The 25,114-nt window shown below is 45.2% G+C and carries 23 protein-coding genes; 7 read left to right on the forward strand and 16 right to left on the reverse strand.

Annotated elements, in window-relative coordinates; all coding sequences use genetic code 11:
• Positions 1-57 precede the first annotated feature (57 nt).
• Together ilvN and ilvB are read right to left on the reverse strand one after the other, a co-directional pair.
• Positions 58-540: an acetolactate synthase small subunit gene (gene ilvN / locus HF638_RS03285; protein ID WP_024628317.1), complete on the reverse strand. Its 483-nt coding sequence runs from the start codon at positions 538-540 to the stop codon at positions 58-60.
• On the reverse strand, positions 537-2,288 hold the full coding sequence (gene ilvB / locus HF638_RS03290) for a biosynthetic-type acetolactate synthase large subunit (RefSeq protein ID WP_169478860.1): 1,752 nt from the start codon (positions 2,286-2,288) through the stop codon (positions 537-539). Before ilvB ends, ilvN begins: the two co-directional genes overlap by 4 nt.
• Positions 2,289-2,892: 604 nt before the next feature.
• Between ilvB and HF638_RS03295 the strand changes: the two genes are divergently transcribed.
• Positions 2,893-3,336, forward strand: coding sequence for a GNAT family N-acetyltransferase (locus HF638_RS03295; protein WP_481856130.1), 444 nt, complete (start codon positions 2,893-2,895; stop codon positions 3,334-3,336).
• A 6-nt stretch (positions 3,337-3,342) separates the two neighbouring features.
• On the opposite strand, the gene HF638_RS03300 is transcribed toward HF638_RS03295, so the two are convergent.
• From HF638_RS03300 to HF638_RS03340, 9 genes are all read right to left on the reverse strand, one after another.
• Positions 3,343-3,732 carry a hypothetical protein gene (locus HF638_RS03300; RefSeq protein ID WP_076330250.1) on the reverse strand — a complete coding sequence of 130 codons (390 nt, stop codon included), beginning with the start codon at positions 3,730-3,732 and terminating at the stop codon, positions 3,343-3,345.
• Positions 3,733-3,945: 213 nt separating this feature from the next.
• Complete coding sequence (locus HF638_RS03305) at positions 3,946-4,908, reverse strand: ABC transporter permease (protein ID WP_169478864.1); 963 nt, start codon at positions 4,906-4,908, stop codon at positions 3,946-3,948.
• Positions 4,909-5,988, reverse strand: coding sequence for an ABC transporter permease (locus tag HF638_RS03310; RefSeq protein WP_169478866.1), 1,080 nt, complete (start codon positions 5,986-5,988; stop codon positions 4,909-4,911).
• Entirely contained in the window at positions 5,981-7,519 is a 1,539-nt protein-coding gene (locus HF638_RS03315; protein WP_169478868.1) for an ABC transporter ATP-binding protein, read from the reverse strand. The genes HF638_RS03310 and HF638_RS03315 overlap by 8 nt, the downstream gene beginning before the upstream one ends.
• Before the next feature lie 184 nt (positions 7,520-7,703).
• Complete coding sequence (locus tag HF638_RS03320; protein WP_169478870.1) at positions 7,704-8,744, reverse strand: BMP family lipoprotein; 1,041 nt, start codon at positions 8,742-8,744, stop codon at positions 7,704-7,706.
• A 576-nt stretch (positions 8,745-9,320) separates the two neighbouring features.
• Entirely contained in the window at positions 9,321-9,680 is a 360-nt protein-coding gene (rplT, locus tag HF638_RS03325) for a 50S ribosomal protein L20 (protein ID WP_017689664.1), read from the reverse strand.
• An 88-nt stretch (positions 9,681-9,768) separates the two neighbouring features.
• Positions 9,769-9,972: a 50S ribosomal protein L35 gene (rpmI, locus tag HF638_RS03330; RefSeq protein ID WP_017689665.1), complete on the reverse strand. Its 204-nt coding sequence runs from the start codon at positions 9,970-9,972 to the stop codon at positions 9,769-9,771.
• 24 nt (positions 9,973-9,996) lie between these two features.
• On the reverse strand, positions 9,997-10,491 hold the full coding sequence (infC, locus tag HF638_RS03335) for a translation initiation factor IF-3 (protein WP_062833422.1): 495 nt from the start codon (positions 10,489-10,491) through the stop codon (positions 9,997-9,999).
• 345 nt (positions 10,492-10,836) lie between these two features.
• Positions 10,837-12,075, reverse strand: coding sequence for a glycosyltransferase family 2 protein (locus HF638_RS03340; protein ID WP_169478871.1), 1,239 nt, complete (start codon positions 12,073-12,075; stop codon positions 10,837-10,839).
• A gap of 712 nt (positions 12,076-12,787) precedes the next feature.
• On the opposite strand from HF638_RS03340, the gene HF638_RS03345 reads away from it, so the two are divergent.
• Both HF638_RS03345 and HF638_RS03350 read left to right on the forward strand, forming a co-directional pair.
• A complete protein-coding gene (locus HF638_RS03345; protein ID WP_169478872.1) occupies positions 12,788-13,315 on the forward strand; it encodes a phosphatase PAP2 family protein in 528 nt (175 codons plus the stop codon).
• A 50-nt stretch (positions 13,316-13,365) separates the two neighbouring features.
• Positions 13,366-14,517, forward strand: coding sequence for an MGDG synthase family glycosyltransferase (locus HF638_RS03350; RefSeq protein WP_169478873.1), 1,152 nt, complete (start codon positions 13,366-13,368; stop codon positions 14,515-14,517).
• A gap of 141 nt (positions 14,518-14,658) precedes the next feature.
• On the opposite strand, the gene HF638_RS03355 is transcribed toward HF638_RS03350, so the two are convergent.
• The 3 genes from HF638_RS03355 to HF638_RS03365 all read right to left on the reverse strand — a co-directional run bounded on the left by HF638_RS03355 (position 14,659) and on the right by HF638_RS03365 (position 18,178).
• Positions 14,659-16,212 carry an ABC transporter substrate-binding protein gene (locus tag HF638_RS03355; RefSeq protein WP_481856123.1) on the reverse strand — a complete coding sequence of 518 codons (1,554 nt, stop codon included), beginning with the start codon at positions 16,210-16,212 and terminating at the stop codon, positions 14,659-14,661.
• A 100-nt stretch (positions 16,213-16,312) separates the two neighbouring features.
• Complete coding sequence (locus HF638_RS03360; RefSeq protein ID WP_427432444.1) at positions 16,313-17,176, reverse strand: carbohydrate ABC transporter permease; 864 nt, start codon at positions 17,174-17,176, stop codon at positions 16,313-16,315.
• Between the two features lie 96 nt (positions 17,177-17,272).
• Positions 17,273-18,178 (reverse strand): ABC transporter permease, encoded by a 906-nt coding sequence (locus tag HF638_RS03365; RefSeq protein WP_017689672.1) that lies wholly within the window; start codon positions 18,176-18,178, stop codon positions 17,273-17,275.
• Between the two features lie 408 nt (positions 18,179-18,586).
• Between HF638_RS03365 and HF638_RS03370 the strand changes: the two genes are divergently transcribed.
• On the forward strand, positions 18,587-20,839 hold the full coding sequence (locus HF638_RS03370) for an AraC family transcriptional regulator (protein WP_169478876.1): 2,253 nt from the start codon (positions 18,587-18,589) through the stop codon (positions 20,837-20,839).
• Positions 20,840-20,969: 130 nt separating this feature from the next.
• Here the strand turns inward: HF638_RS03370 and trmB are convergent, their stop codons facing one another.
• Together trmB and HF638_RS03380 are read right to left on the reverse strand one after the other, a co-directional pair.
• Positions 20,970-21,725 carry a tRNA (guanosine(46)-N7)-methyltransferase TrmB gene (gene trmB / locus HF638_RS03375; protein WP_169478877.1) on the reverse strand — a complete coding sequence of 252 codons (756 nt, stop codon included), beginning with the start codon at positions 21,723-21,725 and terminating at the stop codon, positions 20,970-20,972.
• A gap of 152 nt (positions 21,726-21,877) precedes the next feature.
• Complete coding sequence (locus HF638_RS03380; protein ID WP_169478878.1) at positions 21,878-22,078, reverse strand: hypothetical protein; 201 nt, start codon at positions 22,076-22,078, stop codon at positions 21,878-21,880.
• 318 nt (positions 22,079-22,396) lie between these two features.
• On the opposite strand from HF638_RS03380, the gene mnmL reads away from it, so the two are divergent.
• The 3 genes from mnmL to HF638_RS03395 all read left to right on the forward strand — a co-directional run bounded on the left by mnmL (position 22,397) and on the right by HF638_RS03395 (position 25,102).
• Positions 22,397-23,350 carry a tRNA modification radical SAM protein MnmL/YtqA gene (gene mnmL, locus HF638_RS03385; RefSeq protein WP_169478879.1) on the forward strand — a complete coding sequence of 318 codons (954 nt, stop codon included), beginning with the start codon at positions 22,397-22,399 and terminating at the stop codon, positions 23,348-23,350.
• Positions 23,351-23,935, forward strand: coding sequence for a tRNA 5-(aminomethyl)-2-thiouridylate-methyltransferase MnmM (gene mnmM / locus HF638_RS03390; RefSeq protein WP_169478880.1), 585 nt, complete (start codon positions 23,351-23,353; stop codon positions 23,933-23,935).
• 189 nt (positions 23,936-24,124) lie between these two features.
• Positions 24,125-25,102, forward strand: a complete 978-nt coding sequence (locus tag HF638_RS03395) for a type I phosphomannose isomerase catalytic subunit (RefSeq protein WP_169478881.1) — start codon at positions 24,125-24,127, stop codon at positions 25,100-25,102.
• Positions 25,103-25,114 lie beyond the last annotated feature (12 nt).

Here is a 25,114-nt window from a genome sequence, read left to right on the forward strand (position 1 = left end):
ACATAAGATCAACTATATATGTTAGCTAACCGTCGCCCCTTTTTATTCATTATAACCTTATACGTTGCCGCGTACCAATGCAGTTATACCTGTACGAGATAATTCGCGAATGCCGTATGGCTTGAGCAATTCAATCATCGCATCAATTTTATCCGTATCTCCGACTACCTGAACAATCAGGCTGCCTGGACCAACATCTACAACAGATGCGCGGAATGTTTCAACCACACCCAGAATTTCTGGACGTTCGGAAGGCTCAGCTTTTACCTTAATCAATGCAAGTTCACGAGCTACCATCGGTTTCAGGCTGAAATCAACCACTTTAATGACATCGATGATTTTGTACAGTTGTTTCTCAATCTGCTCCAGCGTTTTATCGTCACCAATGGTGACAATTACCATCCGGGAGAGTCCGGGTTCTTCCGATTGACCTACTGTAATACTCTCAATGTTAAATCCGCGTCGACCGAACAACCCTGATACACGCTGAAGGACGCCTGGCTGATCGTTTACCAATATTGAAATCGTATGTCTAATCATTCCTCAGCATCCCCCATCAACATTTGATCAATTGTTGCTCCCTGCGGAACCATTGGATACACATTTTCATCCTTGCGTACTACGAATTCGACAACGACTGGTCCTGGTGTATCCAGAGCTTCCTGCCAAGCACGCGCCGCTTCTTCTTTATTCGTTGCACGCAATCCTTTCACGCCATATGCTTCAGCCAGTTTTACAAAATCCGGACTTCCTGCCAGATCAATGTGGCTGTAACGGTTCTCATAGATGAGTTCCTGCCATTGGCGAACCATTCCGAGTACCTGATTGTTAATGATCACAATTTTTACCGGTATATTGTTAATGGCACAGATTGCGAGTTCTTGGGAACACATCTGCATTCCGCCATCACCGTTAATGGAGATAACGAGTCTGTCCGGATTGGCCATCTGAGCACCAATGGCAGAAGGGAATCCAAAGCCCATCGTTCCGAGACCACCCGAAGTTACCCATGAACGTGGTTGATTAAACTTGTAATATTGTGCCGCCCACATCTGATGTTGTCCCACATCCGTAGTCACAATCGCTTCACCTTTGGTTGTATCATTCAACATTTCAACAACCCACTGCGGTTTCAGCACTTCGTCTGAATCCTTATAGCTGTAAGGCTTCTCTTGTTTCCACTGCTTGATCTGGTCTCTCCATGCATCTGCACGCTCTGCACGTCCAACTTCTTTGTTGGCTATTTCAAGCACCGTCTTCACATCACCAACGATTGGAATATCGGTTGCAATGTTTTTACCAATCTCAGCCGGATCAATATCGATATGAACGATTTTGGCATGTGGAGCGAATCCGTCCAGCTTACCTGTTACCCGATCATCGAATCGTGCCCCGATGTTAATCAGCAGATCCGACTGTTGGATGGCCAGGTTAGATGTGTATGTTCCGTGCATTCCCGGCATCCCTGTCCATAGTTCATGCCCACTTGGGAATGCACCAAGACCCAGAAGGGTTGTCGTAATTGGAATGCCTGTCTTCTCAACAAACTCGAACAGTTCTTCATGTCCTCCCGAGTATACCACACCGCCACCGGCCAGAATCATTGGACGTTCTGCTTCCTGAATGGCCTGAGCCAAACGGTCAACCTGCAGTTTGTTTGGTACTGTCCGTGGATTGTACCCTCTTAATGTAACAGGTTCAGTACTCGGTTCAAACAAGGTTTTGTTGGCTGAGACATCTTTCGGAATGTCGATCAGTACAGGACCTTTACGGCCGGTGTTGGCAATATGGAATGCCTCATGAATGATACTCGACAAATCTTTAACATCTTTTACCAGATAGCTGTGTTTGGTGATCGGCATTGTAATCCCGGTAATATCCGCTTCCTGGAAAGCATCCGAGCCAATCAGGCTGGAATTGACATTTCCCGTAATGACAACCAGCGGCACGGAATCCATATATGCCGTGGCTATTCCAGTAACCAGATTGGTTGCTCCCGGCCCGGAGGTAGCGATACAAACACCGACTTTGCCGCTTGCACGTGCATATCCGTCAGCTGCATGAATTGCACCTTGTTCGTGACGGGTTAAGACGTGTTTGAAGTCCTCGAAACCATACATTGCATCGTAAATGTACAACACTGCGCCACCCGGGTAACCAAATACGCAATCCACACCTTCAAGCAACAAGCTTCTCAGCAAAATCTCGGAACCGCTAATGACCTCCGGCTTCATCCATTTTTCACGTAATTCATCTGTCGATCGTACTTCTGGAATTTGAGCTCCCATTAGTCATCCTCCTCTCGGAATTTACACCATTCTGACATTTAAAGTTACAAAAAAAACCTTCCATCCCCTGCAAACAAGTTCATGCTTGCGAGGGACGAAAGGTTATCGCTTCCGTGGTACCACCCAACTTTGTCCGAAATTTCGCAATAACGGACCTTACCAGGTATAACAAAACGAATAGCTCAAACGAACATAGTCGTTTCCCATACCTGTTGTCTGTAACGCAGACATACGATTTTCCCTAATACGCGAAAGGAGTGACATCCAGTGCTTTTCAGGAAAACAGCTCCGAGGTGAGCTCGTATATAAGGGATAATGGTGGTGGTTTCAGCAATTCCAGCCACTCTCTGAGCAAAAGAGCCCTTAAAACTTCGTCCTCTTCATAGCCGATGAAATATTCTCGTTAAATGTTAGGAACATTATATGATTCCTCTAACCGATAAGTCAATACCTGTTTTGCATAAAAATTCAGAGCACCTTCCATCCTCCCTCTTCAGCCTTTAAGGTTGCCCTAATCCCAGCGCTTCATTCAGTCACCTTTTATCTTGCTTCGGGCATAGGATATACGAGCAGCACGACTGGTCCTGAAAGGAGGCTCCGCATGGTGATTCGGCAACGCACATCCAAGCTGGATGATGGCGCCATCATGAAGCTGATTGACACTCAACTTGTTCCTTTATCCCATATGAGCGAAAAGGAAATTAATAAAATCCGCAAAGAAATACCCCTGCGAATGAACAGGGGCATGACCTTTGTTGTCTCGCCGGAGCCAGACAAAGCTGCTGTGGCATTCATCCATTTTCTCATGCATGGGGAATTGCTCTATGTCGATATGATGGCTGTTAGTCCGAAAGAACAACGCAAACGTTATGGGCAAACTTTGTTGCTCAAAGCAGAGAGCTTTGCGGCGTCTCGGGGGTGTAAAAGATCGAAAGTTATGGTGGATGAAGGCAATACCAAAGGACTTCATTTTTATCAAAAAAATGGATATATTGCGATTCGATACATTATGATAAGCCGTTGCTACGAATTGGAAAAAACATTATAGAATGTCCTAGAAAAATCCTGGTGGGCGTGGACCTGGACCATAAGGGCCGAATCCAGGACCCGGTCCAAATCCGCCACCAGGTCCTCCAGGTCCATATCCCGGTCCGTAGCCTGGACCATATCCAGGGCCTGGTTTTGGTCCAGGTCCATATCCGGGACCGAAGCCGGGACCACCTCCATAAGCATAAGGCAGAGTGGCAATAGCAAGCAGATCAAACAATACCAGTGGCAGAATCGCTTTTGTACGTACTTTTTTGCCATTCAAACGCTTCAGTACCAGTTTGTTGCCCGATACTTTCAACAGCTTTCCCGTAACCCGAGTGCCGTCTTTTTTGATTGCAACAATATTTTTACCTATTAATTTCATCGCTTCATCACGCGTAACTTGTTGTTTCATACTTTCCCCTCCTCCTCGGATCGTTCAAAACAGTGTATTCGTCCATCACTGAATTCGCCTGTTTCTTTGTCCCTACCTGAAAATATGGGTATCTGCACGAGAACCAAGTTAAGCATGTAAAAGTCGATGGGCGTTCAAGAAAACAAAAAAGGCCCGCACAAGGCGGACCCTTTATCAAAACTCTGAATAGCTAAACTGATATGGAAAAGGTTGTTACCTTTTACCCGGATCATATGCTTCACCGAGTGCAGACGGAGCCGAAGAACGTCCAACCGCTGCAACGAGAACGATGATGGTAAGCAGGTAAGGCAACATAAAAATAATTTCCTGGGGAATACTTTGTGACCATTCAAACAACTGTACATAGTTTCGGATCGCTTGTGAGAATCCAAAGAAGACAGCCGCACCAAAGGCACCAATCGGATTCCACTTACCAAAGATCATAGCTGCAATGGCAATATAACCTTGGCCGGAAACCGTATTGTGTGAGAATGTACCCGTAGTCGTCAACGTAATTGCAGCTCCACCAATGGCCGCAAGCGCACCACTGATCATAACGCCAATATAGCGATAACGAAGCACTTTAACACCAACCGTATCAGCCGCACTTGGATGTTCACCTACAGAACGAAGGCGCAGACCAAATGGCGTTTTGAACATGATGTAATACGTTAGGAATACGAACAGAATAGCCAGATATGTCGTTGGATATACGTTCTTGAAGAAGGCTTCTCCAAGCAAAGGAATCTCTTTCAACAATGGCACATCAAACTTGCTGAAGCCTTGAACCAACGGTGAATCACCAGAACCTTCAAACAACAGTTTAACCAAGTACAACGTACTTCCTGCTGCCAAAAAGTTAATGACGATACCACTGATAATCTGGTCTGCCTTAAATGTGATAGACGCAACGGCATGAATCAGCGATACCAGTACGCCCAATACAATCGCGAGCAAAACCCCCATCCAGGCCGATGTCGTTCCACCCATGCCCGCTTCTTGGGCATAATGCGCCCCGATTCCAGCTGCAAAGGCACCAAAGACCATAAAACCTTCAAGTCCAAGGTTAGTTACACCTGATTTTTCCGAAAAAATTCCGCCGAGTGATGCAAAAATCAATGCCGTAGCAAAGACAAGCGTCGTATTGATAATTTGCCCAATTGTCAACAAGTCCATCTACAACACCTTCTCTTTCTTACGCTTCGAATAGAACGGTTTAAGTATCCAGCGCACGATGCCTTGTGCCGCAATAAAGAAGATAATCGAACCGATCACAATCCGAATAATCTCAGGCGGAACATCCGCAGCAAAACTCATACCTGCAGATCCGTACGTGAGGGTACCGAACAGCACTGCTCCCAATAACACCCCAAACGGATGATTCAAACCAATCAGGGCAACCGCAATTCCGTCAAAACCTGTTCCCGGTGAACCTGACATTACAGTCTGGTACTGGAACACCCCGAGCACCTGGAATGCACCACCAAGACCTGCAAGCATACCACTGATGAACATCGCTTTTACGATATTCCGGTTAACATGCATACCTGCATATTCAGCTGCATTAGGGTTGTAACCTACCGCCCGGATTTCATAACCCTGTTTTGTTTTCCACATATAGATATAAAAGAGCACAGCCATCACAATGGCAATCAGCGTTCCCATGTGCACACGGGAGTTGCCCATCAGTTCAGAGAGCCATGTCAAACTAATCGAAGCCGATTCGCTGATATTCACGGAACGATTCTCACCTTTTAACAGCAAGAATTGGCGAACGATAAGATTGGCCAAATACAGACCAATCCAGTTCAACATGATACTACTGATAACTTCATTGACCCCACGTGCTGCTTTCAGATAACCAGCAATCGCGGCCCAAAGACCACCAAACAATGCACCGGCAATCAAAGCCAGTGGCGCATGGAGGTAGATCGGCAAACCTGCAAACTTAACACCAACAAATGTTGCAGCGGTCATACCGACGAGAAATTGACCTTCTCCCCCGATGTTGAACAGCCCTGCACGCGATGCAAATGCAAATGCAAGTCCAGTCATGATCAGTGGTGTCATTTCACGTACCGCTTCACCAAAGTTGTACATGTCTCCAAATACCTTGGTGAACAATGCGCCATAGGCTTCAATCGGATTGTAACCACCGATCAGCATGACAACCCCACCGAGAATCAGACCCATAACAATGGCGACTACAGGCAAAATAAATGAATCTCGGGTAAACCATTTCAATACGTTATTCATGCGCAGTACCTCTCTTTTGGGTGCTGCCCGCCATCATCAAGCCGAGCTCCCTGTCATTGGTTTCTTCTGGCAGCACCTCGCCAACGATCTGGCCTTCATAGATAACAGCAATTCGGTCAGATACATTGATAATCTCATCAAGCTCAAATGAAATCAGCAGAACAGCCTTGCCTTGATCGCGTTGTGCAATCAGTTGCTTTTGCACGAACTCAATAGCCCCTACGTCCAAACCACGCGTTGGTTGGGCAGCAATAAGCAGTTCAGGGTTTTTATCCACCTCACGGGCGATAATGGCCTTCTGCTGGTTTCCTCCGGACAAGGAACGAGCTTTGGTCTCGATGCTTGGTGTACGCACGTCAAATGCCTCCACAAGCCGCTTCGCCTGCTTTTTGATCGCATCGAAGTTAAGGAACCCTTTACGGGTGTATGGTGCCTTATAGTACGATTCCAGAACGATATTTTCACTCACTGAAAAATCAAGTACAAGTCCGTGTTTATGTCGATCTTCTGGAATGTGGGCTACACCCGACTCCGAAATATGGCGCGGAGAATGATTGGACAGCTCCTTGCCCTCCAACAGAATCGAACCGCTCTCTACTTTACGCAGTCCGGTAAGAGCTTCAATCAGTTCACTTTGACCGTTACCATCCACGCCTGCGATTCCGACAATCTCTCCTGCACGTACGTTCAGGTTAAGTTGGTTCAGAACCGAAATGCCTTCTTTATTCTTGGCGGTTAGTTTGCTGACTTCGAGCACATTGGCTCCAGGTGTAGCCGGTTTTTTGTCCACTTTGAATGTGACATTCCGACCTACCATCTTCTCTGCCAATTCATTCGGATTGGTTTCCGATGTTTTGACCGAATCAATTACTTTACCCCGACGGATAATCGTTACCGTATCGGAGATTTCCATGATCTCTTTCAGTTTGTGCGTGATCAGAATAATCGATTTGCCTTCGGCAACGAGCTTCTTCATGATGGTCATCAGTTCTTTGATCTCTTGAGGAGTCAATACGGCTGTAGGCTCGTCAAAAATCAAAATATCTGCACCGCGATACAACGTTTTAACAATCTCTACACGTTGCTGCATTCCGACAGAGATATCATGAATTTTGGCATGAGGATTTACCTTAAGTCCATACTGTTCGGACAGACGCTGAACTTCAGCAGCTGCTTTTTTATAGTTAATATTGAGACCCTTCGTTGGTTCAGATCCCAAAATAATGTTCTCTGTTACCGTGAACGGCTGTACAAGCTTAAAGTGCTGATGCACCATGCCGATGCCAAGATCGATCGCTCGGTTAGGGCTGTCGATGATGACAGGCTTGCCATTCACTTCAATGGAACCTTCATCTGGCTGATAGAGACCAAATACAATATTCATCAACGTTGACTTACCAGCGCCATTTTCGCCCAGTAGCGCATGGATCTCGCCTTTACGAAGCTGAAGGCTGATGGCGTCGTTGGCAACAATGCCTGGGAAACGCTTCGTAATTTGTTTTAACTCAACGACGGGGGTTGCTGCACCCATGTAATCACCCTTATAACTGATATAGTGTGGTTCCGCAAACGAAAGAAAAGCTCCTACCGGAGCGTTGATATACAGTGACCTTGTACAATTGTTATGATGACTTGATCAAATGTTCCTGTTCTTGCAATCATAAGGCCGGTCAAGACCGGCCCCAATGATTATTCTTTATGACACGAAGATCAAATTACTCAGTAGGTACTTTGATTTCGCCGCTGATGATTTTTTCTTTGTACTCTTCTACTTTTGCAAGTGTATCAGCAGATACGTTCGCAGTAGAAGTATCAGCAATACCTACGCCGTTTTCTTTCAACGTCAGGTTTTCGGAACCGCCAGCAAATGTACCGTCGATTACTTCTTGGTTAACGCGCTTAACAGCTTCGTCAACTTTTTTGATCATGGAAGTCAAAGTGATCTCATCACCAAACTCAAGAGATTGGTCTTTGTCAACACCGATAACCCATACATCTTGACCTTGTTTCTTACGAGCACTTGCTTCGTTAAACACACCGTTACCTGTTGCGCCAGAAGCGTGGAAGATAATATCTACGCCTTCATTGTAAAGTGTTGCTGCTGCTGCTTTACCCAAGTCAGGTTTATCAAAAGCACCTGTGTAGTTAGAAATGAATTGAGCATCAGGGTTAACTGCTTTAACGCCTTCTCTGAATCCTACTTCAAACTTTTTGATCAGTGGGCTTTCCATACCGCCTACAAAACCAATTTTGTTCGTTTTTGTTGTCAGACCGGCAACAACACCAACCAAGAAAGATCCTTCTTCTTCAGCAAATGTTACGGATTTAACGTTAGGAACATCAACTACGCTGTCAATGATCGCGAGTTTAGCATCAGGATTTTGCTCCGCAACAGTCTTGATTGCATCAGCCAATTGGAAACCAATACCCCAAGTCAGGTCATATCCACCTTTAACGAATTCGTTCAGGTTAGGAATGTACTCTTCATCGGATTTACTTTGCAGATATTTAACTGCAGTACCTGTTTCTGTTTCAGTCGCTTGTAGAGCTTCCCAAGCGGATTGGTTAAAGGATTTGTCATTAACTCCACCTACGTCAGTAACCATACCGATGTTGAGATCGGATTTCGCTTCAGTGGATGTGCCACCTGTATCTCCTCCGGCATTTGTTTCTTCTTTCGGTTTGCTACCGCAACCTGCGAGCATAACCGATACCGCCAGCAACATTACCAAAGACAAGCTGAGCATCTTTTTCATTTCTCTTTTTCCCCCTTAATGATATATCCTCATTCCAATCCAGCCTACAATTGAACGGTTAACAGATAGCAGGAATGACTTTTATGCAGAATGTATGGTTTCTTCGACATTAAAAGCGCATTCTCACCCTTGAAGCATCCAATCATCTGTCGAAAAACCGAACATTATGACATGGAGAGAAAAATTAGGACTAGCCTACTAGAGGTGATTATACAATCAACCAGTGTTAAAATCCAGATGTTTCATCACCAAATATCACATATTTTTGTTCTTTTTTTATTGAAAACGCTTAATAATTTAGCGATTTAACACACTAACGTTACAGCGATGTGATGTTATATAACAAAAACATACCGCAAACTTTAGTGATGTATGGAATTCACCTGTTTTCGTTTGTATTATTTCACCGTTCGTATTTTATGTATTCCCATGGTTTGTTATTCACCAGTTATCTGGTTTCATTGTTCCCTTGCAGACTATAGCCTATTCGCTCTACTCATTCAGAGATTCATCTTCGATTTCTTCCAAGCCGTAAAAAAAGCCGCCATATAGGTACGGCGGCTTGTATCATACAATTTAAGCGTTGATTTTGCCTTTAGCTACAGTAGCCAAAGAGTTGAACGCATTGATGTCGTTAACGGCCAGATCAGCCAACATTTTGCGGTTCATGTCTACTCCAGCAAGTTTCAAACCATGGATCAGTTTGTTGTAAGACAAACCATTCATACGTGCTGCAGCATTGATACGAACGATCCACAGTCTGCGGAAGTTACGTTTCGTGTTGCGACGGTCACGGTATGCGTATACCAGGGATTTCATTACTTGCTCGTTAGCTGTTTTAAAAATACGGTGTTTGGAACCGAAATAACCTCTTGCCAGTTTCAAAACCTTTTTATGACGACGACGTACTACAAAACCGCCTTTTACTCTTGCCATATCAAAGAACCTCCCAAATAAATATAAATGTATCCGTGGTATGTGTACGGCCGTAGCCGATCCCCCATACGGAATGTACTAATTAGAATTAGCCTTTCAAGTTAGCCAAACCTTGTTTCAAACGTCTAACATCCCCGGCAGCCATAACTGGGTTACCGTTCAGAACGCGCTTAGCACGTTTGGATTTGTGGGAAAGCAAGTGGTTTTTGTGAGCTTTGTAACGAAGGACTTTACCGGAACCGGTAATTTTGAAGCGTCCTTTCAAACTGCTGTGTGTTTTCATTTTAGGCATTTTGTGTTTCCTCCTCCAATGTTATCAGGCTTTAGGAGCCAAAATCATGATCATACTGCGGCCTTCCAATTTCGGTTGACGTTCAATAGTACAAAGTTCTGCAACTTCTACCTTCACGCGCTCCAAAATCCGTTGACCAATCGCGGCATGTGCAATTTCACGTCCGCGGTAACGAACAGAACATTTCACTTTGTCGCCTTCGTTCAAAAACTTAACTACATTACGAAGCTTCGTTTGATAATCGTGCTCCTCAATATTGGAACGGAACCATACTTCTTTAATGTCAACAATTTTCTGGTTCTTACGGGCTTCTTTTTCTTTCTTTTGTTGCTCATAGCGGAATTTGCCATAGTCCATAATGCGACACACCGGCGGTTTAGCCTGTGGTGCCACATTGACCAGATCCAAATTCAGGTCAATCGCCATTTGCAGTGCTTCGCGAATGGGCGTAATCCCAATTTGTTCTCCTTCAGCTCCGACAAGGCGTACTTCCTTCGCCCGAATCTCATCATTAATCATGTGATCTTTACTAATAACCGTCCACCTCCAGGTCATTTTGAATATCCTGTTACACAAAAATAAAAGGGATGCCGGTCAAGCTACCGACATCCCTGTAATCAACACAATTCTTCATGAGTATACACTTCATAAATTATTGGGATCGTTGACCAGCCAACATAGTGTTGATCAGGTGAGAAGTCGGACTTCTACTTGTGATTCCATTGCTATTCGTTTCAAAGCCGTTTTAAAGCACTTGAATACTATAACACCCACGAAATGCATTGTCAACATCTTTATAACTTCATTTTCGAAAATTATACATTTGTTTATATCAGATGCCGACAAAGCATGCTTGCATGTTCCTTACCCTTGTTTGCTCTGTACCTCATCCAGCCGAACAACACGAGTGTGTTGCGTGTGGCTCCACTGTTTGTTGTTCTGCGTAAAGAAAGCGTAGAACGTGATCGGGTACCATGACAGCAGGTAAATCGGGAACAAAATCAGGTATAGATACACTTTGGCAAAGGTAACTTTCTCCAGCGCCATGGACAACAGGAACGTCAGAATATTCAGACCAATGGCCACGAATCCGACCCATAACGGGAAGTATCCATAAATATTCGCAATATGCGGACCTTTGAATATCGCCATGTCTACCCACATCGCAGCAGTCATCAGGAATGTAAGCAATACAACATAGACATTGGCTCCATAGATAGCAAGGTCGAATTTCACCAAGCTTCTTTCCTTAATGGACTGCCAGAGCAGTGGGAAGAAGTATCTACGCGCAACTGTAAAGTGGCCTTGCATCCAGCGCAGACGTTGTCGCGCTGAAGCTTTGAACGTTAATGGTTTCTCATCAAATACTTTGGCGTCATAGTTGAAAACAGGATACACATTACGTTGCACACTGCGCATCGTAAACTCCAGATCCTCAACCAGACTTGTTGCGCCCCAGCCAATTTCCTTCAACAGGTTGGTTTCAAAGCACATTCCGGTGCCTCCGAGGAAGTTCGCCATATTCAAGTTATGACGAGACAACTGCCACAGACGGTTGATGTACCAGTAAGATACACCGTATGCTGCAGTAATCCAGGAATCCTCCGGATTTTTCGTATCAATGTATCCTTGGATAACACGCGAACCATTGTTCAAGTCATCATTCATCTCAAGCAAGAAGTTACGGTCAACCAGGTTATCCGCGTCAAACATGACAACTGCGTCATACTGACGTGGCAATTTCCACAGGTATTTAAGCATCCATTCGATGGCATACCCTTTACCTCTCAGATCGGCATTGGTACGTACGCAGGCATTCAACCCATGTTCTCTGACAATTTGAGCCGTACCATCCGTACAGTTGTCACAGATGACGAACACATCATACAGATCTTCCGGATAATCAAGTTGTTTCAAGTTCTCCATCAAAGCACCAATGACCTGTTCCTCATTGTGTGCTGCGACGAGTACAGCGAATGATTTTGTCGCCGGATAATGTTTCTTTTTCTTTTTCTTAATCAGACCGAACAGCGAAAACGTGAATTGGTACACGGCTAGCAGTGCCAGAATGACCTGCATCGTGACGAATATAGCGTCCAACATCGTTCTCTGTTACCCCCTTTTTTTCAAAACCCAGTTTACTTAAGCATTTCTCTTCCTGATTCTGCAATTTTTTTTTTTGTAATCTGCAGAATATGACCCTGTTCTTTTGTGTACTACGTGAATATATCAGGCAATGTTTCAAAGCTTGGTTGCTATCAGTTGGCTGCTTTATCGATTCTGTATTCTTTTCAGTCATTTGTCAAAACCCCAATTCCACTTTCTGAAGCAGAAATGTGATCTTTAAACGCTGAATAGACACTTCGTGATACCACAACCTCGCATTCATGCCTGTTATATCTTATTTTCAGCCTTTTACTTGATTTTTATTTCTAAAGTCCCTGCTTTTTTCATCAGCATGTTATTCTTCGTCAGAGGCTCTATAACAAATAACGCAACCAGACCTCAAAAAGTTTAAACCAAAACTCACATTTTTTTTACCTCATTTCAGCCATGTTGAATCATTGTATCTTTTTTGGCTGACCCAAGTCAAAAAGTTAAGATGGGTATATATCCACTCTTTAACATGAATTTTACGTTCTTTACATGTGTTCTTCTTGAAAAGGACAACATTTAAAAATATGATAAACATATACCTGAAATAACCTCAAGTTCTCGAAAAACGGTTATATACTAATCAGGACGAAACCGGATGCAGAAAAATCACCGGAAATACTGCCGCCATTACGGGCGGCCTGACTGGCAGGAGGCCAATATGAGCCGTTTATTCTTAAAGTTTCAAGATTATGATCGAAATGTTTTTATGTGGATCAACGGCCGACTTCATAATCGTTTTATGAATTTTTGGCTGTATTATTTCACCCATCTGGGTGGAGCAACTTCTTCTATTGCAGTATCCTTGTTAATCTGGCTGCTCGCTCCAGCTCCATGGAGCACAACAGGACTTCAGGCTTGCATCGCTCTTGCGGTCAGCCACATTCCTGTAGCCATCGCGAAAAAATTGTATCCCCGCATTCGGCCTTATCTGGCCTTGCCGGATACCATCACGTTCCGTAACCCCCTGACGGACCACTCGTTTCCCTCAGGACACACGACTGCCATTTTTTCGGTCACGGTTCCATTTATGACCACTGATCCAATCTTATTGCTAATATTGTTGCCTGTGGCTCTTATTGTCGGATTCTCTCGAATTTATCTGGGATTACACTATCCTTCCGATGTTCTGGCAGGTGCCACAATAGGTACTTTAGTCGCACTTGCAACAGTTGCATTCTGGTCTTAAAGCCGATATGTTAGACTCAGAAAAACCTAGCAGGAACAGGTGAAGCAAGCGTGGAGAAAAAAAGAGTATTACTATTATCTGAAGGCTTTGGTACGGGTCATACTCAAGCCGCCTATGCACTGTCCAGCACTTTGCGAAAGCTGTCGCCAGACGTGCAGACGAAAGTGCTTGAACTTGGGAGTTTTTTAAATCCCAAGGTTGCACCTCTTATTATAACGGCGTACAAAAAAACGGTTACCAACCAACCCAAACTCGTCGGATATGTGTACAGACATCAATATAAAAAATCATTGAACCGGCTGACAACACTGGCGCTGCATAAACTGTTCTATACCCATACACGCAGCGTCGTGCGTCAGTTACGTCCCAATGTGATCGTCTGTACCCATCCGATCCCAAGTGCTGTCATATCCAGACTGAAACGTCTGGGTGTGCAGGTTCCCCTATGCACAGTCATCACCGACTATGATGCACATGGGACATGGATTAACCGTGAAGTAGATCTTTATCTGGTTTCTTCAGATGAGGTTAAGTCCAAACTAATGCTGCGTGGCGTACCAATAGACAAAATTCGAGTCACAGGCATTCCTGTGCATCCAAACTTCTGGGAGCATCCAGGACGAGATGAGATCCGAAGCAGATTCAACCTCAAGAACATGCCCACTGTACTGGTCATGGGAGGCGGTTGGGGAATGTTAAGTGACAAATTGGTCCATCCGTTGCTCACTCGCTGGCACGAAGACATTCAAATCATTTTTTGTCTCGGTCGCAATGATAAAGCGCGGATCAGCATGGAGCAGAACTCCATGTATCGCAAAGAAAACATTCATATTATCGGGTACACAAACGAAATCGACAAATTGATGGAAGTATCAGACCTGTTGATCACCAAACCTGGGGGAATGACTTGCAGCGAAGGCTTGGCCAAAGGAATTCCAATGTTGTTTCACAATCCCATCCCCGGTCAGGAAGAAGAAAACGTCCATTATTTTACCGCAAGAGGTTTGGGAGAACCCATAACTTCGCTCGACGTAGTGGTCAAATGGATGAACAAACTGCTGCATCACTACCCGGATGTCGTACGTAAACGCAAACGCCATCTGGCGGAAATCGCGAAGGTTCATCCGATGGAGAGCGCTCAAAGTATTATCGATCTTCTGGAAGACGTTCGTCCTTCATCCGCAGAAGAGGCTCGTTTATGATTTTATCTCAAACGGGAAGATGCTTCCCGCAGGTTTCGTCCAATCAAGCCTCTAACCAACGGCTTCAAACAAGCCTGCAACCACATTGAAAAGGTGCCTTCGGATCTGAAGGCACCTTTTCTGTATGAAGGAAAGTACAAACTATTGGATGCCCGCTGACTTCAAGTACTCCTGCCACTGCTTGGTATACTCTGCCTGAATTTTTTCCAATCCTGCTTGCTTAGCCTTCTCCATGAATGTGTTCAATCCAGCCTCCACGTCTGCTACCAATCCCACATTAAGTGGATACAAATATTGTTTTTCCACTTGCTCTAATGCAGCCTTCTCGGCTTGGTACGGAGTCCAGTCTTCAGCAAATCCGGTGAAAATATCCGGCTTTTTGATTTTGTCGAGATCTTCAAACATGGTCAGTACATCATCAAAGGTTTTATCATAGAGCATGAATTCCGGATTACGCCATGCCCAGCCATTCATGCCTTCACGCGGGAAGCCGTTCGTTTGTGCATCACCGACCATTTTGTAGTAACCATTATCCACCTCAAAGTTTTTACCCTCAACGCCGTATTCAGTCAACCAGTTGTAGCGTTTGTCTGTCACGAGCTTCTCATAAAACGCCAATGCTTTTTCCGGGTTTTTACTGCTACGCGGAATCGCAAATCCGTTATGGATCGGGTGAACCGGTTGTGCAAACCCTTTCGCATTCGGATATGGGAAATAAGCCAGTTTCCAATCTGGATGCGTAGACTGCACCTTGATTACATCTGCATTAAATTTGTTCGGGTTCTCCCCGGAGAGAACAACTGCCGCTTTTCCATTTTGCAGCAACGAGTTGGAAGTATCCTTTACATTCAGTACGTTTTTCGGGAAGAAGCCTTTGTCCATCCAACGCTTGTATGTTTTCAGGTCTTCCAGATGCTGCGCCGATCCCCAGTAGGACGTCACGGTCGATGGTGAGTCATACATAATATCCAGTCCATATGGGAGTTGACCTGCTGTATTAACCAGCTTTGATGTCAATTGACGGATACCATGAGTATGGTTGGCATTGCTATCCGCAATCGGAATCATATTGGGTTCGTTAGCTTTGATACCCTCCAGATACGCTTCGAGCGTCTCCAACGATTCCGGCTTCGGAAGATTGTACTTCTCGCGCAAGTCCTCACGATACGCAATTCCCTCTGTTACATACTCAATCCATGTCGATGGAACCGTATAGATTTTGTCATTGATTTTGACTGCATTCCACATATCTTCAGGTACATGAGCCTTCAGTGCTGGCGCTGCTGTTGGCAGCATTTCATCCAGCGGCAGGAACGCACCCTTCTTCGCATAGGACTGGTAGAATGTCCAATCCGCTGTAAAGATCAGATCGATCGGCTGTCCGGAAGACAGCAGCAGTTTATATTTTTGATCCCAGTCGGTCCAGGAGGTGTAGTTGAATTTCACATTGACGTTCAGATCAGCCTCAGCCAGCTTGTTGATCTCGGATTCAATGACAGGCAGATCTTTGGGAGCATCCCCAAGCATGTAAAATTGAAGCGTTACTTTCTCGCCTTTGCTCTCGGACGCTCCTCCCTGCTCACTTCCTTGCGTCGATCCCCCCGAACCGTTATTACATGCGGCAAGCACCCCGGCGAATAACATCAGGGCAAGTACCAGAGACAGGTGCCGAATTGTTTTGTTACGCATACGCATCCTCCCTTTTTGTGGTGAACCTTTATATGTTAGCGCAGACTCGCCATGCTTCAGACCGAAGATGATGCCAATGGCCTGACACCCACAGCGTGTTCACGTTCTAACCTTTCACTGCACCAATCGTAAGTCCTTTAACAAAATAACGTTGTACAAACGGATAAAGGAACAAAATCGGCCCCGTCACAACGATAGCCATCGCCATCTTGGTTGATTCCGTAGGCACATCCTGACTGAGCGTGATCCCTGTGCCAATCGCCATCTGGTCAATAAAAGTAATCGTGTTCATCGTGTTATAGAGATAAAATTGCAGCTGGTACATATCCGGGTTGTTAATGAAAAGGGATGAAGTAAACCAGTCATTCCAGTAACCCAGTGCCAGAAATAGACCTACGGTTGCGATACCAGGCATCGCCAGTTTCAACACAATGCTGAAATAGATGCGGAAGTCATTCGCTCCATCAATTTTAGCGGACTCAATCAACTCATCCGGCACAGCCGAACGAATAAAGTTTTTCATCAGGATAATGAGAAATGGCGTCATCAACCCCGGGAAAATCAGTACCGTGTACGTATCCATAAGGTTGAAATAGTTCGCCAGCATAATGTACCAAGGCACGAGCCCTCCACCAAACAACGTTGTGAAGTAGATGAAAAACGAGAAGGTATTCCGATACTTGAAGTCCTTACGCTGGAGTACAAATCCGGCCATCGTGATGAGGAAAAGTCCAAGCGTAGTCCCCACAACCGTTGTAAAGACCGTTACCCCATAAGCCTTGAGTACCTTTGTTGGGAATGTAAAAACCATTTTGTAGCCTTCCAGGGAAAAGTCCGTCGGAAAGAGGTGATACCCATCCCTCACAATGGACTCGTTGCTGCTGAATGAACCCGATAATATTAGTAGAAACGGTAGCAGACACATGATCGATAAAATGATGATGACGCTGTAGGCAATCAGTTGAAACATGAAGGTGAATTCCGAATCTCTGAGACGAGTATTCGTTCGCGTGTGAGTATTCATTGGCGTGTTCATGATCGTTCTCCCTCCTGCCCTGCGGGCGTTCTAGAACAAGGCGTAGTCCTCATTTACTTTGCGAATAATATAGTTGACGGTCATGATTAAAATAAATCCGAATAACGACTGATACAAACCGGCAGCTGTTGCCATCCCGATATCAAATGTTACTTTCAGTGAACGATACACATACGTATCAATGATATCCGTCGCGTTGTACAGCACCCCGTTATTACCGATCAGTTGATAGAAAAGGTCGAACTGACCCTTCATAATGCTGCCGAGCGAGAACAACAGCAGGATGACAAAGGTTGGCTTCAGCATCGGTACCGTGATGTACCAGATTCGCTGAAAAATATTGGCCCCATCGATCCGGGCAGCCTCATAGTACTCGTCACTGATCCCCGTTATCGCAGCCAGATAGATGACCATACTGTATCCAAGATTTTTCCACAGATAAAAAATGATGATCAGGAACACCCAGATCCAGGGTGTGTTATAAATGTCGACCGGTCCGGCCTCGAAACGTTTGAGCACCGTGTTCACGAAACCTGATTCATAGTTAAACATGTTGTAAGCGATTACACTTAATAGTACAAACGAGATGAAATACGGCAAGAACATGACGGATTGCGTAATTTTTTTGAATAACCTACCCCGGATTTCGCTAAGCATGATCGCACAGAAGATCGCCAGTCCGTTTCCTAATATAATGAAGGCGAGATTGTAACCCACGGTGTTGGTTGTGAGCTTCAGCAGCATTCCGGATTGCCATAGGAACTTAAAGTTCTCCAGACCGACAAATGGACTGCCGAATAATCCTCCTTCAAAATCATACCGGGTAAACGCATAATAGATGCCGACCATCGGAAAATACGAGTTAATCAGAAAAAAGATCAGCGTGGGCAACAGCATCAGAAACATGATTTTGTTCTTGTTCAATTCTTTGAGCATGGCTCGATCCCTCCCGAATTTCTTGCGGTGCTGCGTGGTGGAGCTCTCTTTTTATTGTAGATGCTCGCTCCGCTCACGGATACTGAAGCTTCCCGTCAGAAAATGAACGATTCTGCGAAATGAACTATGAACAAAACGAACGAACCATGAAATGAACAGACATCCTCACACATCCGTTCACAAATGTTGATATCGTGCATAGGCTAAACCTAGTGAAAAATCCAGCGAAAGTTGAACTTTATATAGAGAAAGCAGGCAAAACAGCCTGTCCAGCATTGATGTAAACGCATACATAATATATAATTCAAGATACTCTTGCTCTTCTGCTCATCCATATATGAAATCTAGCGTATGTATATGAAGTTCTACGTTGTTCACCCAAAACAGAAGGTCCGAGGGGGAAAGGGAATGCGTAAACGTTCAGAAGACAGTCAGAAGGTCTTCACACGGATTCTGATCGGCATTATTATCAGTACCGTTGCGACCTTGCTTGTGGCTTCTGCCATTTTGTACGTCAATTATAATCGTATTGCTCTTCGTCAGGTATATCGGACAGATATGAACAGTCTTACTCAAACCAGCCGTGAAGTGGCCAAAATGACCGAGACTGCAAAATCATTGTCATATCAGATTTATCAAGACTACACCATCTCTTCATTGCTGCTCTATTCCAAACCGAATATCTATGAGATCACATCGGCGATGGAGCAGCTCGACAACTACCGTATGTCCCTTCCTTTTATCGAATCCATCTATGTCTATAACTCCAAAAGCAATGAATTCTTTATCAGTTCCAACGTGCGCAATGGGCAGCAGTCCCTCTCGGAGATCGACGATCAGGGGATTACAAGTATCCTACAACGCTTCCATGACTATAAACCTTTTGTGCCCATCCCGCGTACATATCAGGTTGGCTCTACTGAAGCAACAGAGGTTAACAGCTACACCTATCTCTGTTATGACACGATCAATGACAACGCCAAATTAAACTATGCTGTCATCGTTAATATCAAGGATGATTGGCTCAGTCCGAATATGAATGCTGTCGATCAACCAGGCAAGACCTTTATCGTGAATGAGAATGGAGACCTTTTATCTGACTTTGGCGACCGTGCATTGATGAAAAACCTCTCCAGCGAAGCATTTATGCAGCCGATCATGCAGGACATGCAGCAGTCCGCTTACTTTACGGAGGAGGTTGACGGAGAAAAATCACTCATTACGTACACCGCTCCTGATGACCTGGGCTGGCGTTATGTGAGAATAACACCGTATGATCTAATTACCTCAGATATACGGAGTATGCGCACACATACCATTCTGTTTTGTGTCGGACTTCTCATCGCAGGCTTGCTGCTCTCCTACCTTGTGTCCCGAAAACTGTATCATCCCATTGATAAGGTGCTTGTTCGTTTGCGTGTGATGGAAGCGGAGCGACGTGGCAGTCTTCATTTGTTACGGCAGGATTTTCTGCGAGGGGCTCTGCAGGGCCGTGAAACAGTAACCGGAGGTATGCTGGAAGAACGAATGAAGTTCTATGGTTCCTCCATTGACGTTCAACATGCATCCAGGCTGGTGCTGCTGCGCATTGACCATTTTACCGAATTCAATGAAACGTATCGTGACGAGACCCAGCTTGTAAAATACGCCATGATGAACATATGCACCGAGACGGCGGATCTCCACTACAATGCGGAAGCGGTAGACATGGGTGGCGATCTGATCACACTCATCTTCAATGAAAAAGAGGAACTCCCTGAACTCGGCCAACCTGCTCCTAACCAGATCGAAGAATTGCTACGTATGATGCAGGCTGCTGTAATGACCCATTTAAAATGCTCCATCTCCTGCACCATCGGCACGAAAGAAGATTCATTGGAAGACAGTATTGCATCCTACACCAGATCAGCCGAAGCCTCACTGCATCGTTTGTTCATGGGACCAGGCTGTCTAATCTATACCGCTGACATCATGGCTTATCACACCAAAGAATACGCATTCCCGGCAGGTAAGGAAAGACAACTTGTCGATTATCTAATGACAGGCAAGACGAGAGAAGCCAAACAAGTCTATGCAGACATCGTCGGCGAGACAGCCGCATACCCGTTTACCGTCTTCCAGCTAGCATTATCCCATCTGACAATGACACTGAATCATGTACGGAACACCCTCAAGAAGAACAATCAGCTTACGCTTGATTCAGTCTCGGATGGTCTAATGCTTCCTGTCAAAGACGCTGAAGACATCAGTGAAGTACATGAACACTTCTATCGGATGTTCGATGAGCTTGGTTCCAAAGTCGAGGAGAAACGCACACTGAAGCATGAAGAGTTGATTCGTAAAATCAATGGCATTATCGAGCGGGACTATGCCGATCCCAATCTCTGTCTAACTTCGATTGCAGATGAACTGGGCATGTCGCCCATCTATGTGAGCAGGCTCTACAAACAACTCACCCTGAAAGGGCTCACGGATGTGATTAACGAAACCCGGATAGCTAAAGCTCAACATTTGCTGGTAGAGACAGAGAACTCCGTTGCCGATATTGCCGAGAGAACCGGATTCACCAACAGTTCCTACTTCTACCGCATGTTCAAAAAGTTCAACGGTGTTACACCGAACGATTATCGCCGCAAAGAGTTTCATTCAGAGAACTTTTGAATTCATACCAGACATGAGTTCTATAGAGCATTGTCCATTGAGCGTTGACGCAAAAAAGAGCGACCTATGAGAATGAACCATTCACCTCATCTGACGCTCTTCTTGTATAAATTTAATTTTGATTTCGATTTTATTCCTGATCCTGATCTTCGCCAGACTCATCCGAAGCTTCACGAACTTTATACTTGTCCAGACGTATCTGCTGATACTCACGCAAGGCCTCTTCACCAACGATCACTTCAACGCGGTGAATGTTCATGCCTTTGCCCATGAATTTCTGTTCGTACTCCGTCATCACATGTTCTTCATTCAAGCCATCACGATGCAGATTCAAAGAAATATTGGTCATTTGCAGGCCAAAGTCGGAAATCGCGTTGAGCGAGAAATCAAACAGCGTCTCCGAATCGGTTTTGAAATGAATCTGACCTTTGGGATTAAGCAATTCCGTGTATTTCTTCAGGAAGCGCGGGTGCGTCAACCGACGACGTGCATGCTTTGCTTTTGGCCAAGGATCACTGAAGTTCAAATAAATGCGCTCCAGTTCTTCCGGTTCAAAAACTTCTTCGATCTGTTCGATATTTGCCAGCGCAAGCTTCAGGTTAGGGGGTGTCCCCACATCAGCCTGACTCCACGCATTACGAGCTTTCTCACTGGCACGACGCACCAGTTCATCATACATATCAATACCGATGAAATTAAATTCCGGATATTTATAACTCATTTGGCTGATAAATTGACCTTTACCCATACCAAATTCCACGAAGATCGGGTGATCATTGCCAAACAGTTCAGACCATTTTCCTTTATGTTGCTTGGGGTCCAGTACAACAAGATCAACTTGCTGCTCCAGATTTTCTCTTATCCCTTTTCTGCCACGTAAACGCATTTTATTCCTCCGTTTGTCCCATACTTGTCTCAGACTTATTTTGCCGAAGAACTGGCAAATTGTAAAGAGCAATGAAAAGGGAATCTTCGGATCTGCCACTTTGGGCAAATCTCAAAGATTCCCTCTTCGATTTATTTGGAATTGGGGTCCAACTACTTTAGTAGTTCATAGTCTACCTTATCTTGGTGTGAAAAATCAAATGTCTTTTCGAAAGCATCGCGAACTTTTTGTCTTGCAGCCGCTTTCACTTTCGGATTTCCATTAAAACGAACACCTGTTAAAGCCAGTGCTTCTTCTGCCGTCAATTCAACAGACACATAATTCAATTCATTGTTTTTAACTTGGGAATTCATTCATATCACCTCACGGTATAGTATGGTCCATGACGTCAACGTTGATTCAAATGCTATGATGAATAATACCCATTAGATGGTGTCTGACGTTGATTTAAATATAACACAAGGTGTAAACTATAGCAAGCAGAAAACCTTGATTTTACGGCCTATTTTTGCGTTTCGATTCCCTTTTTTTTTAGTTTTTTGATACAATGATAAATGTTCATGAAGACACCTATTATCGCTATCGAATGTTATTGATGGAAATCGCATAGCGCTTCTTCTTTTGTTCACGTATGATTACGGTAATTTGACAGCCAAAGGAGTACCCTGAAGATGAATGCACCTGCATTACAGTCCCCTCTCCTGTGGGGAGATAAACGATTCCATACCTGGAATTATGAGATGCGAGATCAATTTAACAATAAGGTTTTCAAAGTGATGCTGGATGCCGGATTCACCTGTCCCAACCGTGACGGTTCCATTGCCAAAGGTGGTTGCACCTTCTGCAGTGCGCGTGGATCAGGCGATTTTGCTGGCAGCAGACGTGAAGATCTGGTCACCCAGTTCAATACGATAAGAGATAAACAACATCTCAAGTGGCCTACCGCCCATTATATTGGCTACTTTCAAGCCTATACGAACACGTATGCTCCGGTTGAGGAGCTGCGCGAATATTTTGAAGAAATTCTTGAGCAACCCGGTGTTGTTGGTTTGTCCATCGCCACTCGCCCGGATTGTTTGCCAGATGATGTTGTTGATTATTTGGCTGAACTCAATGAGCGCACCTACCTGTGGGTTGAGATGGGGCTTCAAACCATCCATGATTCCACATCGACATTGATCAATCGGGCGCACGACACGAAGTGTTACGAAGAAGCGGTTGAGAAACTGCGCAAACGGAATATACGTGTGTGCACACATATCATATATGGTCTGCCTCAAGAGACGCATGAAATGATGCTGGATACTGGACGTGCCGTCGCCAACATGGATGTGCAGGGCATCAAGATTCACCTGCTGCATCTGATGCGCAAAACGCCGATGGTGAAGCAATATGAAGCCGGACTTCTACGTTTTCTGGAACAAGACGAGTATATCAAGCTGATCGTGGATACGTTGGAGATGCTACCACCGGAAATGATCGTACACCGTCTTACAGGCGACGCACCGCGTGATTTGCTGATTGGACCGATGTGGTCCCTCAACAAATGGGAAGTGTTGAACTCCATTGATCGTGAGCTGCGAGAGCGGGATACATGGCAAGGGAAGTATTGGAGGCGAGCATAGATGGGCTTTCTTTCGGTTCTCAGCTGTGCGCATCAATGGATCGCTTCCCGTCTGCAGCCTGGTGATCTGACGATAGATGCAACCGTCGGTACAGGAGCAGACACATTATTTTTGGCACAACAAGTAGGCAGACGTGGACAAGTGATCGGATTCGATATTCAAAGTGAAGCCCTCACGCTGGCACAGGCCCGCATACGAAAACAAGACGACGAAGCCAAGCTTGGCTCCATCTCCATGCTTCAATTAAGCCATGATCGCATGGCAGAAGCGGTGCCTGAGTCATGGGTTGGTGAAGTTGGTGCGGTCATGTTCAATCTGGGGTACCTGCCTTCAGAAAGTGCAGATTCCTCCATCATCACCGAGACAGACAGTACAATTGCTGCGTTAGAGGCCGCACTCGCTTTATTACGTCCTCGAGGCATCATTACAGTTGTGCTCTACCCCGGCCATGACGGTGGGGCGCAGGAAGCAGCAGCCGTATTGGAATGGTCCTCTGCCCTGCCGGTAGAACAGGCACAGGTTGTGCTGTATCGCCAATTACAGCGAGAAACTTCTCCTTTTCTGATCGGAATCGAGAAAAAATAATTTCCTTTGTTCACCAAATACAATAAACTAGACACAATCGCAAGGTGAGCCATTACTGGCCTTCTCTTACTGCGGTCTGTGTTCTACATACACATATGCAAACGTATTCACTTGTTTGTTCATGGCGACTAGATGCCCATGACTGATTAAAGCGATCCACCATTTCATATACTAGAGGAGAGATTACTGATGTCTACGCCATATCCATTACAATTCCAACCTGAATTCAAAGAACGTGTGTGGGGCGGTCGTGCGCTGGAGCAATTCGGTCTTACGCCCCCTGAAGGACATATCGGAGAAGGCTGGATGATTGCAGATCATCCCAACGGTACAACCAAGGTATTAAATGGAGCACTTGCTGGCAAGGGTCTAGATGAAGTTCGTGAGCAGCTAGGCACCGAATGGCTAGGAACCAAAGGCGTTTCCGAAAAAGGTGGACGTTTCCCCCTTTTGATTAAATTGCTCGACTGTAACGATGACCTGTCCGTTCAGGTTCATCCGACAGATGATTATGAGGCACTTCCTCCTGGCGAGCTTGGCAAAACAGAAATGTGGTATGTACTCGACGCGAAACCGGGCGCACACATCATCTATGGCTTGAATGAAGGCGTGGACCGTGCAACATTGAAAGAAGCATTGGAGAACGGTACGGTGATGGATACCCTTCGTCAAGTTCCTGTTGAAGCTGGCGATACGTTCTTTATCCCAGCTGGAACAGTACATGCGCTCTGTGCGGGTGTGGTTGTCGCTGAGATTCAGCAAAACTCGGATACGACGTATCGGATCTACGATTACAATCGTCCAGGGCTGGACGGCAAGCCACGTGAGTTGCATGTTGAAGACTCGCTGAATGTAACCGCCTATGAGGGCGCAGGTGCCTCAACGATGAAAACAAATAACGCCACGCCTGGTGAATGGCTCAAGCTTGCGAAATGCCCTTATTTTGTGGTTGAAAAAGGCATTGTGACTGAACGTTGGGAACTTTCCACCAATCCTGACAGCTTCACGATTCTCGTTGTCTGTGAAGGCGAAGGAACACTCTCGTGGGCACATGCTGAATCAGACAACATTGAATTGAAGGCCGGACAATGTTATCTCTTGCCAGCCAATCTGGGTTCTTATACATTAGATGGCAATACCACTGTTCTTCGCTCTTATCTGCCATAAATCAAGCTTATA

It is taken from the genome of Paenibacillus sp. SZ31 (genome assembly GCF_012912005.1).
Lineage (GTDB): Bacteria > Bacillota > Bacilli > Paenibacillales > Paenibacillaceae > Paenibacillus.